The sequence below is a fragment of the Franzmannia pantelleriensis genome (genome assembly GCF_900102875.1).
Lineage (GTDB): Bacteria > Pseudomonadota > Gammaproteobacteria > Pseudomonadales > Halomonadaceae > Franzmannia > Franzmannia pantelleriensis.
Window position 1 is genome coordinate 186,104 of sequence record NZ_FNGH01000001.1, and the last position, 13,355, is coordinate 199,458.

The 13,355-nt window shown below is 59.3% G+C and carries 12 protein-coding genes; 5 read left to right on the forward strand and 7 right to left on the reverse strand.

What is annotated here, in order from left to right; all coding sequences use genetic code 11:
* Nucleotides 1–73: 73 nt before the first annotated feature.
* Nucleotides 74–1,384, reverse strand: coding sequence for an MmgE/PrpD family protein (locus BLT16_RS00670; RefSeq protein ID WP_245701378.1), 1,311 nt, complete (start codon nucleotides 1,382–1,384; stop codon nucleotides 74–76).
* A 95-nt stretch (nucleotides 1,385–1,479) separates the two neighbouring features.
* Between BLT16_RS00670 and BLT16_RS00675 the strand changes: the two genes are divergently transcribed.
* A complete protein-coding gene (locus BLT16_RS00675; RefSeq protein WP_089656557.1) occupies nucleotides 1,480–2,340 on the forward strand; it encodes a nitrilase-related carbon-nitrogen hydrolase in 861 nt (286 codons plus the stop codon).
* A 19-nt stretch (nucleotides 2,341–2,359) separates the two neighbouring features.
* Here the strand turns inward: BLT16_RS00675 and BLT16_RS00680 are convergent, their stop codons facing one another.
* Together BLT16_RS00680 and BLT16_RS00685 are read right to left on the reverse strand one after the other, a co-directional pair.
* Nucleotides 2,360–4,396, reverse strand: a complete 2,037-nt coding sequence (locus BLT16_RS00680; RefSeq protein ID WP_089656559.1) for a CocE/NonD family hydrolase — start codon at nucleotides 4,394–4,396, stop codon at nucleotides 2,360–2,362.
* A gap of 76 nt (nucleotides 4,397–4,472) precedes the next feature.
* A complete protein-coding gene (locus BLT16_RS00685; RefSeq protein WP_089656560.1) occupies nucleotides 4,473–5,363 on the reverse strand; it encodes a glycine betaine ABC transporter substrate-binding protein in 891 nt (296 codons plus the stop codon).
* Nucleotides 5,364–5,621: 258 nt separating this feature from the next.
* Between BLT16_RS00685 and BLT16_RS00690 the strand changes: the two genes are divergently transcribed.
* Together BLT16_RS00690 and BLT16_RS00695 are read left to right on the forward strand one after the other, a co-directional pair.
* Nucleotides 5,622–6,470, forward strand: a complete 849-nt coding sequence (locus BLT16_RS00690; RefSeq protein ID WP_089656562.1) for a motility protein A — start codon at nucleotides 5,622–5,624, stop codon at nucleotides 6,468–6,470.
* Nucleotides 6,463–7,458, forward strand: a complete 996-nt coding sequence (locus tag BLT16_RS00695) for an OmpA/MotB family protein (RefSeq protein WP_089656564.1) — start codon at nucleotides 6,463–6,465, stop codon at nucleotides 7,456–7,458. The genes BLT16_RS00690 and BLT16_RS00695 overlap by 8 nt, the downstream gene beginning before the upstream one ends.
* A gap of 173 nt (nucleotides 7,459–7,631) precedes the next feature.
* On the opposite strand, the gene BLT16_RS00700 is transcribed toward BLT16_RS00695, so the two are convergent.
* From BLT16_RS00700 to BLT16_RS00710, 3 genes are all read right to left on the reverse strand, one after another.
* The gene (locus tag BLT16_RS00700) at nucleotides 7,632–8,258 is read right to left on the reverse strand and encodes a hypothetical protein (RefSeq protein ID WP_089656566.1); all 627 of its coding nucleotides are present in this window, start codon (nucleotides 8,256–8,258) and stop codon (nucleotides 7,632–7,634) included.
* A gap of 94 nt (nucleotides 8,259–8,352) precedes the next feature.
* A complete protein-coding gene (locus BLT16_RS00705) occupies nucleotides 8,353–8,763 on the reverse strand; it encodes a hypothetical protein (protein WP_089656568.1) in 411 nt (136 codons plus the stop codon).
* Between the two features lie 38 nt (nucleotides 8,764–8,801).
* Complete coding sequence (locus BLT16_RS00710) at nucleotides 8,802–9,704, reverse strand: DMT family transporter (RefSeq protein WP_089656569.1); 903 nt, start codon at nucleotides 9,702–9,704, stop codon at nucleotides 8,802–8,804.
* Nucleotides 9,705–10,032: 328 nt separating this feature from the next.
* Between BLT16_RS00710 and BLT16_RS00715 the strand changes: the two genes are divergently transcribed.
* Nucleotides 10,033–10,725: a LuxR C-terminal-related transcriptional regulator gene (locus tag BLT16_RS00715; protein WP_176817125.1), complete on the forward strand. Its 693-nt coding sequence runs from the start codon at nucleotides 10,033–10,035 to the stop codon at nucleotides 10,723–10,725.
* Nucleotides 10,706–12,139 (forward strand): sigma-54 interaction domain-containing protein, encoded by a 1,434-nt coding sequence (locus BLT16_RS00720; RefSeq protein ID WP_245701379.1) that lies wholly within the window; start codon nucleotides 10,706–10,708, stop codon nucleotides 12,137–12,139. The genes BLT16_RS00715 and BLT16_RS00720 overlap by 20 nt, the downstream gene beginning before the upstream one ends.
* 56 nt (nucleotides 12,140–12,195) lie before the next feature.
* On the opposite strand, the gene BLT16_RS00725 is transcribed toward BLT16_RS00720, so the two are convergent.
* On the reverse strand, nucleotides 12,196–13,284 hold the full coding sequence (locus tag BLT16_RS00725; RefSeq protein WP_245701380.1) for a transporter: 1,089 nt from the start codon (nucleotides 13,282–13,284) through the stop codon (nucleotides 12,196–12,198).
* Between the last annotated feature and the right edge of the window lie 71 nt (nucleotides 13,285–13,355).

A 13,355-nucleotide genomic window follows, 5' to 3' on the forward strand; every position in this document is an offset into this window, starting at 1 on the left:
GCGAGGCAAGTGGACTGCCGACAGAAGACAATATTCGCGAGTTGCTCATCAATCTGGCGAGTCGCGACGCGTTTTAGAGTCGCTCCAGCAGGTGCTTAGCCGACCGCGATTCAAGCGTCATGATCGCATCGTGCAGTTCTGCAGCGTGGGCCTGGCCGATGGCCGGTGCGGCCAGGGCATGGAATTTCTGAGCCAGTTCGTCATCGCCAAGGGGGTTGTGGGGATTGCCGCGGGCTTCGTGCTCTTGGCTGTGATGATGGCTGCCATCGCGCATCTCGAGGCTGGCTTGCGCCCAGCGTTCAGCGGGAAAGCGCGCGTTGAAGGTCTCGTTCTCGACCAGCTCGATGCGTTCTGCCAGCGCCTTGATCCACGGGTCGTCGAGGGCGTCGGTGACGGCATGCACATCGAGGGTGCCAAAACCCAGCGCGCAGGCGACCGACCAGGGCAGGCTGTATTGCGCCTGCTCGGTGGAGGTGGGATGAACGACGTGTAGCCGCTTGGCTTCGTGGAAGGTGGTGATGGTGATGCGTTCTATCGCATCGATCTCGATGCCACGTTGGGCCAGTTCGAGCACGGCTTCCACTGCCGGCTGGGCCCAGCGGCACACCGGGTAGGCCTTGAAATACTGTTCGTGCAGGTACCAGCGGCTGCCGAGGTCCTGCCAATGCTGTGCGGCATCAGTGCCGGTCACGGTGACGGCCGGGGCGCCGGTGAAGCCGTCCTGGGCCAGCAGTGCCGCGGCGATACCGGCCTGAGCGCCCCAGCCCGAGCCATCCTTGACCATGGTGGGGTGGTCGATGCAGCGCATCATCTGGCTGCGCGGGCCGTAGAACTCGGCGATGCCGAGTGCCTCGTGAAGACGCTGGCGATCGAGCCGCAGCAGTTTGCCGGCGATGGCGGCCACGCCGATGGCATTCCAGGCGCCGGAGGTGTGGTAGTCGCAGGCGCTGGCATGCAGGGCGATGCCGGCGCGGGTCGCCACCTCGTAGCCCATCGCCAGCAGTCCGAGCAGTTCGCGGCCGGAGAGTTTCTCCGCTTCCGGGAGTGCCATGATGCCCGGCACCAGTGCCACACCGCAGTGCCCCTTGGTAAGGACCTGGCCGTCGTGGGCATCGAGGGCATCGATCATCCAGGCGCCGTGCAGGGCAACGCCGGAGGCGGATGCCGTGGCGTTGGAGAACAGCAGCGGGCGGCCGCCGCCGTGCTGGCTGACGACGTAGCGCTCGGCGTGCCTGGCCAGGGGGGTGCGGCTGGCGCCGGCGGCCACCCCGAGGGTGTCGAGCAGCGCGCGCTTGGCCTGGGCCAGATGCGCGTCGCCCAGGGCGCCCAGATCGACGTTGAGCATCCAGTCGAGCGGTGCGAGATTCATGTCATTGGCGCGCATGGTGAGAGTCGTCCCTGGTATCGGTGAGTGACGCCTGGCGGCCTGGCGTGGTAAGACAAGGGCCTTATTCGCCAGCTCTTTGAAGGAATCCTGCCATGAGCCACCCCGCTGCGGGCTATCGTGTCGCTGTCGCTCAGATGAATTGTGAACTGGGCGACGTCGAGGCCAATCTGCCGGTACATCGTGAACTGATCGGCGAAGCCCGCTCGCAGCAGGCCGATGTGCTGGTGTTCCCGGAGCTGTCGCTGACCGGGTACGACCTCGGCGAGCGGGTCCCTGCGGTGGCGATGGCGGCGGATGATCCACGCTTGTTGGGGCTGGCGCGGGAGGCGGGCGAGATGCTGGCGGTGGTCGGTTTCGTCGAGCGCATCGGGCGCGGCGAATATGCCAATGCGGTGGCTTGCTTGCAGCACGGTGAGGTGCTGGCGGTGCATCGCAAGATCAATCTGTGCACCTATGGCGGGCATGAAGAGGGCAAGGTGTTCAGCAAGGGGCAGCGTCTCACCCAGGTGAGCACGCGTGGGCTGGCCTGTGGTGTGACCATTTGCGCCGACCTTTGGAATCCCGGCGTGGTGCACGCGGCCATGCTCGAGCGCCCCGATGTGCTGCTGACCTCGATCAATTCGGCCACCGGCATGGTCGACGGTGATTTCGACGACGCCGCCAACTGGCAGGCGTGCCTGTGCTTCTACGCGATGGTATATGGCACGCCGCTGGTGATGGCTCACCGCTATGGTGCGGAGAGCGGGGCCTGGTTCTGGGGCGGCAGCTGTATCGTCGATGCCCGCGGCCAGGTCGTGGCGCGGGCGGAGGATGGGGTTGGCGTCGTCACGGCTGACCTCGACATGGCGGATATCGAGGCGGCGCGCTTTGCCATGCCCACCCATCGCGATGCCGATACGCCGCTGGTGGCATCGCTGATGGCGCGCCGGCTGCAGCGTGATCGGGACGCCTGAATCGCTGGCCCCTGAATGGTTAGACATGGTGCCGCTTGCGTCGGGTGATCCAGCGGCGGTCGATGAAACGCTCGCCGTTCTCGAAGGCCTCCAGGCGGGCCTCTAGATAGAACCACTCAGCATCGCAGCGCAGCTCGGCCCAGGTGGTGGTGTGGGCTTGCCAGTCATCGCGCTTGAAGTGCTGGGTCCAGCTCTTGCTCATCCGCGCCGTGTCCGGGCGGCGCGGGTCGATGTGGTAGTGTTCATCGGCGCTGGCGGTGTTGATCAGGCCGTGGTCGTAGGCGACCTCGCCAAAGTCATCGACGATCTCGTGGCGGGTGTGTCCGTCGGCGAGGGCATGAACCACATCGCGACGATGGCTGCCTTGACGCGTCTGTCGGCTCTGTGGGGGCCCGGAATGCTCGGCTGGCGCAAAGTGCACGGGCATCTCGATCGCAGGTGAGCGGCGTTCGGGCACATGCAGCGCTGATGCGCCGGGATAGAGCGTCAGGGTAACCGGGCGCGGGCTGGGCCAGATCAGCGGCCAATAGTCGGTGGTGACCGAGACGCGCAGGCGATGGCCGGGCGTTAGCCGGTGGCAGGCCTGGTTGAGCGCTACTTCGACATCCATCGCGGTATGGCAGGGCACCGCCTCGGGCTCGCTGTGGCTGCGGCGATGGCAGAGGTTGAGTACACCGTAGCTGATGCGCTGCGAGACGCCTGTCGGTGAGACGTCGCAGAGTCTGACGATGAGGTTGGCCTGGGGCTGGTCGACGCTGACGCGCAGCTTGAGGCGTGGTCGGCCCAGCAGGGTCATGGCCTCGGCCAGCGGTGGTGTGTCGAAGATCAGCGAGTGGGCATCGTCCTGGCGCTGATCGCCGGCGATTTCCGGCCCGCTGCAGTGGGGAATGTACTCGCCACACTGGCGGCCGTTGTCGGCCGGGGCGCTCAGCGTCAGCGTTGCCGGCGGCGCCTCATCGGGTGGCGCGGCGTGGAGGCTGGCGTTGCCCAGGGTGTACGTCGTATCGGCCACGTTGGGTGTTGGCCAGCTGGATTCGCCCAGCCAGTGTCCCGGGGTGTGCAGGCTATTGGGGTTTGCGTCGGAAAATTGCTGGCAATAGACCCGATAGCGAGGCTCATCCATGATGCCGCTGTCCTGGCCTTTCAGCCAGTGATCCCACCAGCGCAGGGCTTCCTGTAGAAAGCCGATGGTCGGGCCGGGCATGGCGACATGCGGATAGGCATGTGGCCAGGGACCCACGATGCCGAGGCGTGGGCCGCTGGCGTGCTCCATCAGCTCGGCCACGAAGTTGACGTAGGCATCGGCCCAGCCCGTGACGGCCATGATCGGCGTCTCGAGGCGGCGATAATCTTCACACACAGAGCCGTGCTGCCAGTAGGCGTCGCGGGTCTGATGCGCAAACCAGTTTTCGGCAACGAAGGGCTGGTGCGCCAGACGATGTCGCCACTGTTCCCGCCAGTCGTCGCGCAACGCGGGGTCGGGCGGCCGTGACATGAACGACAGCGAGGTGGCGGCCCAGCCGAAGTTCTCGTTGAGTATGCAGCCGCCCTTGTAGTGTACGTCGTCATGGTAGCGATCGACGGTGGCGCCCACGGCAATGATGGCCTTGAGGGCGGGTGGTTGGCGTGACGCCACCTGCAGCGAATTGAAGCCCCCCCAGGAGATGCCCATCATCCCTACCTGGCCGCTGCACCAGGGCTGCTCGGCGATCCAGGCGATCGCGGCGATGATGTCGTCCTGCTCCTGGGGCAGGTATTCATCCTCGAGCACGCCATCGGATTCGCCGCTGCCGCGCAGATCGATCCGCAGCGCCGCATAGCCGTGACCGGCGAAATAGGGGTGCGTGCGTTCATCGTCGATGCTGGTGGCATCACGCTTGCGATAGGGAATGCATTCGATGATGGCCGGTACCGGTGGGCCCTCGCTGGGACGCCATACGCGTGCTGCCAAGCGTGTGCCGTCGGGGAGGGGGATCCACAGGTTGGGCGTTTCGGTAATCGGCTGGGGGAATTCGTGTACTGCGCGGCTATCGGGTTGTGCACCGCTGGGGAACATAGCGTGATGACTCTTGGCCGTGGCTGATGGTCAGGGGGCGGTGCGTGTAGCAGCGCCCCCGGGCATGGGGTGATGATTAGTCGATAAGACCATGTTCAGCCAGGTAGCTGGCCGCCACGCGCTCGATTTCCTCACCCTCGACATCGACACGACTGTTGAGCTCGATGAGCAGGTCATCGTTGAGCGTCGCGGCCATGGCGTTGAGCAGTCCCTCCAGTTCGGGATATTCGGCTAGTGTGTCTTCACGGACCACCGGCGCCAGGGCATAGACGGGGAAGAACGCCTGGTCGTCTTCGAGTACGCGGAAATTGAAGGCACCATTCCGGCCGTCGGTGGCGAATACCAGCGCCACGTCAGCGTTTCCATCGCGCAGGGCGTTGTAGGTGAGGCCTGAGTCCATGCGTCTGACGCGGTTGCGCGGAAACTCGAAGCCATACGCTTCCTGTAGCGGTCGCAGGCCATCATCACGTGCATAGAATTCGGCATTCGAGGCGAGCACGAGTTCTTCACCGGCATTCAGTGCATCGGCCAGGTCGCTCATGGTCGCGATGCCGCGGCTCTCGGCGTCATCTTCGCGCATCGCCAGGGCGTAGGTGTTATTGGTATCGGTAGGGTCGAGCCATACCAATCCCTTCTCGGCGTCCAGCTCCTTGGCGATGCGGTACGTTTCCTCGGCGTTTTCGGGCTGGGGTTGGTCGTTGAAAAGAATCACCGAGTTGCCGGTGTATTCCCAGTACAGATCGACCTGCCCATTCTCCTGGGCCTGGCGTAGCACGCTGGTGCCGAGCCCCTCGCGCTGGTCGATCTCATAGCCGTGGTGCTCGAGGTACTGCGTGGTGGCGGAGGTGAGCAGCAAGTGTTCGGTATAATTGAGGCCGCCGACCACGATGTCATTGGCATGGGCTTGGCCCAATGAGGCGGTGATAGCGATCGTTGAAGCCAGTAACGTGTTCGAAATGCGTTGCATTGTCATGTCCCCAGCGGTGTGGTTGTTAGCTGTAAGACGATCGTAGCATGGTGACTGCTGCAGGCGGATGAGCATCTGAAATGCCTGCGATTGCCATCGTTACTGGTTGATCTCGGACCTCGTCCGGCCGGCGAGGTCGTGCCCAACGTCAGAGTAGCCGCGTGAATAGCGGCTTTTCTGCGCTTTGGCGGATTGCGCGATAGGTATCATGGCAACTTGAACGACGTCTCTCTTGAGTCATCTACTACGGGCGAGCGCATGAATCCTTCCACGCTTATCGGCATCGCCGCCAGTATCTTGATGCTGGCCAGTGTCCTCCTGCTGAGCGCCGAGTCGGCGGCCAGCTTTATCAACCTGCCGGGGTTGGCCATCGTGTTGACCGGCACCCTGGCAGCGACGTTCATCAGCTACCCGCTCAAGGAAGTGGTGCGGGTCGTGCGGCTGGTGGCGCTGGTGTTTCGGCGCGAGAACAGCCGCGTGCAGGAGGATGTCCAAGAGCTGGTGCGGCTGTCACGGTTGTGGTTCAAGGGCGATATCCATGCCGTGGAACGGGCCCTGGAGAGCGACGTTCGCAACCCCTTCCTGCGTACCGGTGTGCAACTCGTGATCGACAATACCCGCGAGGAGGAGATCCTCGACCTGCTGCGCTGGCGGGTGGCACGCATGAAGGCCCGCGAGCGGGCGGAGGCGCAGATCTTTCGCACCATGGCGCTCTACGCGCCGGCCTTCGGCATGATCGGCACCCTGGTGGGGCTGGTCAACATGCTCGAGGTGATGGATACCGATCAGATCGGGGTGATCGGTGAGAAGATGGCGGTGGCCCTGCTGACCACCTTCTATGGCATCGTGCTGGCCAACCTGGTGTTCAAGCCGATTGCGGTGAAGCTCGAGCGTCGCACCGAAGAGCGCCTGATCGCCATGAACATGGTGCTCGAAGGCGTATCGTTGATGTCCCGCCGCCGGCTGCCGTCGTTCATCGAGGAGACGCTCAAGTCGTTCATGGCCAATCACCACGATGAGCTGCGTGATGATGAGGTGCTCGACGAACCGATGGAGAAGACCGGTCGACGCCTGACCTTCGCCCTGAGGCCTCGCAAGCATGCCTAAGGCCTCACGCTATGATGCGCTGCTCGAGGACGGCGGCGATAGTGAGTCGAGCAGCGGCTGGATGGTCAGCTATATCGATGTAATGACGCTGCTGGTGGCGCTGTTCGTGCTGCTGTTTGCCCTGTCGTTCCGCTTCGGCGACAGCGACGCCGAGGCTGATCCGGTGACACTGTATACCGAGCTAGACGCCCAGCCGGCCTCGGCCATCGGTGTGCCGCTCCCCGAGGCGATGGTCGCCGCGATGCCGGCTCAGCGTCCCTATTTGAACGGTGCTGTGTCCAGCGTTGACCCTGCGGCAGTGGTCGTGGCCTTGGGCGTGGCGCGCCGCGCAGAACCCGTCCCCGAGCCGCCGACGCCAGCCAGGCCGTTTCCGGCCGAACCGATGATGGCCGATTGGCAGCCGCCGTCATCGCAACCGACACCGCACGTGGTGGCGGCTAACGGCGCCAATCTGGATGTTCCCCTCGACGAGATGGTGGTGGTTGTCACAGATACCGCGCCGGAACGCTCTCGCGAGGTTGATCCCGAGGCGGTGGCGGTGGCCACGACGCTGGCCGAAACCCTCGAACAGCGCCTTGCCGAGGCGCCGCATCTGCCCGATCTCGATGGGGTGGAGGTCTCCCGAGTGGCCGAGGGCATCAGCCTGCGGGTTGAGGACAACCTGTTGTTCTCCACCGCCGAGGCGGAATTGACCGGTGGCGGTCGCGATGTCATCGAAAGCCTGGTGGCGCTGATCCAGCGTCACGAAGGCGATGTCTCGGTGGAGGGGCATACCGATAGTCGGCCGATCAACACGCCGCAGTTTCCCTCCAACTGGGAGCTATCCAGCGCGCGGGCCACGGCAATCCTGCGCTATCTGGCGGACGAAGGGGTATCGCCCTCGCGGCTACGGGCAGTGGGCTTCGGCGATACGCGTCCGTTGGCCAGCAACAACTCAACCGAGGGGCGCGCCAAGAACCGCCGTGTCGAGGTGATCATTCATCTATGAGGGGTGGCAAGTATGGCGCCAAGGGCAATATAAGAAGCGGCGTTAGCCGTGATGGATTGGTCGGGCAGCGCTGCGCGCTGCATCGCGAATGAATTCGCTCCTACACTGGGGCTAGCGCGAAGGTTAGTGTAGGAGCGGCTTCAGCCGCGATGGGGGGGTAGGTAAGTGAGTGACTAGAAGTGGTAGGCAATCTTGGCGGTGGTGAGGTTGAGGTGCTCCAGGCGCGGCGCGTCGATGCGCTCATACTGCAGATGCGCGACGGTACGCGGCGTGAAAGTCAGGCGCGCGCCGAAGCCGTGGATCTGGGCAGTGCCGCCCATGGCCATGTCGACTTCCTGTGCGTCGCTGCCGGCCAGGGTGGTTTCGAGATCACCGCTCCAATCGGCAAGGCCGGATTTGGCGAACAGGCTGAACCTGCCCAGGTGCAGCCCAGCCGTTACCGCGCCCTGCAGGCTGGTGGTGTTGAGCAGTACCGACTCATTCTCTATGGCGGTGGGTGTCTCATCGGTGACCAGGTAGGTGACTTCGGCGCCGACGCCTATCCGTGGCAGCCTGGGCAGCAGGTAGCCCGCCAGCAGGCGAAAGCCGGAAGTGGCGCCGTCGGGCATCGCCAGCTCGGCACCTTCCAGCACCACGCCGTTATCCAAGGTAGCGAGTTCGGTGAAATCGCCACTGTACTGGATAGGCATGTCGCCTTGAGTGGGCATGGCGTCATCGTCGGCCAGCGCGACACCCATGGCCAAGGCCATGCTGGGTATCAGCGCGTAGCGGATAAGGTGGCGACGATGCAGAGCATTCATGGATAACTCAATCTGGCTGTGGCGGGTCGCAAGGTGGCGACACAGTGCTACTACCTTAGTCGTTTTCAGACATCCCTGCCAACCGCCGCCACCCTCAGCGAGACCTCAGGCGGAACATCAGGTACTTGATCAACAGCGTCAAGGCGAAGACCAGCCAACCTGAGGTCGCCAGGACGTTATACATCAGCATCTTCTGCTGGCCGCTGAGCGGTGTCAGCAGGCTCTCGATCAGTACGCCGAAGAATAGCGCCAGCAGCAGCGGCAGCGCAATGATATGCATCAGCATTTCAGTGCGCCGCCGACGGATACGGTAGCGCTGTAGCGTGAGGCGAAACGGCCGATGCGCCCAGCAGACGAACACCAGGGTGCCGGCGATGCTGAGCATGGCGACGCTGGGCAGCGGTTCGCCAATCGCCGCCGAATAGCTGGCCGACCATGCCAGCAGCAGCCAGATGGCGCCCTCGAGCAGGGCCACGAAGTCGCCCGATGTGCGTACCGCTAACATTCTTGTGTCCTGTGCTCGCTCATAGTTACCAGCCTATCTCATATTGCCGGGCGTTTATGCCATAACCGACGTATCCAGTGCCAGCGATTGATCAACAGCGCGGTAAAGATAAGCGCACAGCCTAGCCACTGCAGCGGGCTCATGGTTTCGCCAAACCATAGCGCGGCCAGCAGTGCGGTCCAGATCGCTTCGAGCATCATGATCACTGCACCGTTACTGGAGCTGGTAAGCCGTTGAGCATAAAGCTGCACCCAGAAGCGCATCACGCTGGCGATGATCACGCTAGCCAATAGCCAGCCAAGGGTGGGGGAGGTCACGGCACTCGGCCAGGGTTCGCTGAGCGCTGACATCAACGTCATACCGATGCCTAGCACCATCATTTGAATGATCGTGAAAGGTAGCGGTGGGACTCGTTTGACGACCTGGCTATTGACGTTGAACAGCAGCGCGAACAGCGTTGCCGAGGTCAAGAACAGCCATTGGCTGGGTTCAACGCGAAAGCCGTTGTTAAGCGATAGACAGGCAAAGCCGAGTATCGCCACGGGCAGCGCCAGCCAAGTGGCGGGGGATGGGCGGTCGCCAAACAGGAAACGTGCCATGAACGGCACCATCAGGATCCATAGGCTGTTGATGAAGGCGCTTTCGCCGAGGTGCCGAGAAGCATCTACCCCCAGCACCCAAAGGGTGATTGCGCCAATGAATAGCCCGCCTACCGCGCATGATTGGCGCCACTGGCCAGCATCAAGGGCAAGCATGGAGCGCCAGCCCACGGCGCCTAGCAGCAGGGCAGCGAGTAGAAAGCGTGTGCCGATGAACAGCAGTGGCGGCAGTCCTTCGAGGGCTTCTTTTGAGAAGATCCAGCCGGCCGCGGCCATCAGGGTGACCGAGAGCAGCAATGCGTCGGCCTTGAGCGAAGGGCGAGCGGCGACGGAGGCGGGCATCTAGGGGTCCTTGAGAGCAAATCAGCCATGGTAGCAGACATGGGGCAGTAGGAACGCAGGCCCCATAAAGGTGGGTAATACGATAAAAAAGTATGAGTTTATACTCATTATCATACTTCCAAACATTCTTATATTATAAGTATAAGGTTATGCGTTAACTGTTTGTTTTATATAGAGAGCTGCAGTAGCGACGTCATTGCATGCATCTTTTTTGTAACCATACTTTACAATGCCGGCTGTGTAAGCCAAGGTTACGGGTAGTCATTCGTTGGTGTTCAAGCCCGCCACTCCATTGTAGTGGTCATCATTACATAGCCAGGACGGGATGATGAATAAAATTAATAATACTGTAGTGCTAGTGACCAACCCCAACCCCCAGTCACATATATTCGTCGATTACATGGCAGAACAGTTGGGATGTCATACGGATATCATGTTACCCAGCGATGATCTGTATCAGCACACAGCGGACCGCTGTGTGCTGCTGATCGACATCGACCATGTGCCTGACCCTCTCGTGCATGATTGGTATGCAATGGCGGTGAATTCGCAGCGATACATGGTTGCAATCATCAACCTTAAAGATGAAGAGCATGCTATGGATGTGATAAAAAGTCTTCATGCGCATGGCGTGTTCTATCGCAATAGTTCTTCAAGCTCTATTTGTAAAGGAGTACAGCTATTACTGGATGGTGATTTTTGGATGTCAAGACAGCTGATGGCTAATGTCATCGATTATTATCGCCAGCGGAGAGTGAGTACTGCGAGGCCTCCATGTGGTCTAACGCACCGTGAGATGGAAATTATGAGCCTAGTGGCGAGGGGATATATTAATTCAGTAATAGCCAATAAGCTTTGCATTACTGAGTGTACGGTAAAGTCGCATATTTATAATATATTTAAAAAGATAAAAGTAAGTAATCGTATGCAGGCTGTGAATTGGGCTAATGATAATTTGATACCCACAATGATATTGCGCGGACGTAATGACAATATGGAGTATGGCGAAAGTCTGCGGTAAAGGTTTTGGTCATAAGGGAAGTCATGTGATGGAAAATATAATTGACATAGCTTTGTTTTTGTCATCAAAACCTGAGGCTCGCGATATAGTGGAGGGGTTGGAAGAAAACCTTGTCCAGGTTAAGTATATCGTGAAGAGTGGCTGCTTGAATGAAGCAGCAGAAGACATGGATTTATCGCTAATTGGTGTGGGCGTTGCGCAGCTGCGTAATTCAGATGATCTGGAGGCGTTTGTCAATACGAGTCAGTCGCTGACCAAGAAAATGCCGTGGATAGGATTGATAGAACCTTCTGTCATTGAACATGGAGATGCAAGAGGGTTGGTCACCCGAAACTTTTTTGCATTTCATGAAGCGCCGTACAATCTTTATGACGTTGCTTGCCTGATACGTCATGCGAAAAAAATGGCCGATATAGAGTATGTAGAGACTGCAGCTGAGTGTTCCGACACGCTGGCCGGCGATGAGTATGAAATGGTGGGAACAACGGCTTGTATGCGTAAGATGTTCGACACTATTAGGCGAGTCTCGGCTGTTGATGCGCCGGTCTTCATCTGTGGGGAGTCTGGTACAGGCAAAGAGCTGGCGGCACATGCCATTCACGAGCGCTCACGTCGAGCTGCTGGGCCGTTTGTGGCGGTCAACTGTGGAGCCTTGCCAGCCAACCTGGTGCAATCGGAGCTTTTTGGGTATGAAAAGGGTGCCTTTACCGGTGCAAATCAAAGGACGTTGGGCCGCATAGAAAGTGCTAATGGAGGGACGCTTTTCCTGGATGAAATAGGGGATTTGCCGCTTGATTTGCAAGTCAACTTATTACGCTTTCTTGAAGATCATAGAATTCAGCGAGTGGGTGGTAGAGAAGATATAGAGGTGGATGTCAGAGTGCTCGCTGCTACCCATGTCAACCTGGAAAAGGCCGTTGAAGAAGGGCGTTTTCGCGAGGATCTTTATCACCGACTAAATGTTTTACAAATCAATATCCCCGCATTGCGTGAGCGTGAGGATGATATTGAGGTGCTGGCTAAGTTTTTCTTCGATAAATTCTCGGATGAGAAATCTGCACAGCTTAAAGGCTTTAGCCTGGAGGCCCTGACGATCATGCGTCAGTATCATTGGCCCGGAAATATCCGGGAACTCATTAATCGTGTCAGGCGCGCAATGGTGATGTGCGATAAACGTTTGATAAAAGCATCTGATCTAGGGCTTGATCGACGTACCAGCTGCAGGCAGCGAATGACCTTGGAGCAGGCCCGAGATGCCGCTGAATATAACGTGCTGATTTCAGCACTGATGCGTAACAAGAAAAAGGTGAAGAATGCAGCGGATGAACTCGGAATTTCAAGAGTGACACTTTATCGCCTGTTGGAGAAGCACGGTTTAGGTAAGCATGAAAAGAGCGAGGACGTTGTAAGCTGAAAAAATTAGGCCATTTACGCTAAATGGCCTAACATAGCATGTGACGTTGGCAGCAGTCAGAGTTGGAAAGGCATCCGGAAGCTCAATACCAGATCTGGAGCATCATCAGTCAAGCCTACCGAAACATTAGTGATAACGGATGTGTTGTTATTCAATCCGTATGTTGCGCCAAAGTTCACCGAACCTGCTGTCGCGTCGCTACCGACGATTGATCGACTCTCGCCGTCCTGGGTTATTCTGGATTTCTGGCTGTACTGATGGCTATACGACATGGATAGGCTAAAGCGCTCATTCAATGCAAAGGCCGTGCCGAAGCCAAAGCGATAAGAGTCGCCGAGATCAATATCTGCTGAAACGGTGTCTTCACCGCTTGAGATGTTATCAAAACTGCGCTCAATATTATGCGTATAGCCGACATTGGCAAATACGATCGCCGGGTCGAGTGTTTTCAGGAAAGAGAAACCGGTCGATACGCCCCATACGCCATTGCCGGTAGGTAGCTCTGTGGGTACCTGCAGATTCCCCTCACTTCCATCTACTACTTCACGTGTTGGAATTCCATAGGGGTCCTTGCCAGTCGGGGCACGAACCCCCAGATTCCATACGATATCGGGGCGGCTATTGGTCTCTGGCAGCATGCGATAAAACATGGTGGCGCTGACATCGCCGATCCCACCTTCGCTGACGGATGTTTCTACGCTATCTTCGGTAGAGCCGTCCGCACCAATGGTCTGGTAGTTGCTGGAGCGATAAACATAAGGAAGGTTGAGTTCGAATTCCAAACGATCACTCACGCCGTAGCGCGTGCTTAGATCAAACGTGGTGGTATGCAGTTCTACGGTATCGACGCTTATATTGCCAAGAAAAATGGCGTCCAACACCAGGAAGCCGCTTAGTGCAAGCTGGCTGCGATCCGAATACGAATAGCTGATGCCCGGCTCGATAGTCAACCGATCCGAGAACAGGGCATGCTCTTCCCTCAAGACATTCTGTACGCTCTGGCTGGGTTGGGCCTCGCGGACGACCTCACCCTCTTGTGGCGGGGGACTTTGGGCGATTGCCGCTGCTGGCAAGGCGGCGAGACTGAGCAAAGTCAGAGAAGCTGCGCCACGGTTGAGTCCAAGCAGAGGGCCTTGTGTCATCATTATCATTCCCCTAAATGAGATACGTTCCTGATTTTTCCCTTGATATACCGTCAGCAGTGAATGTCATGCTC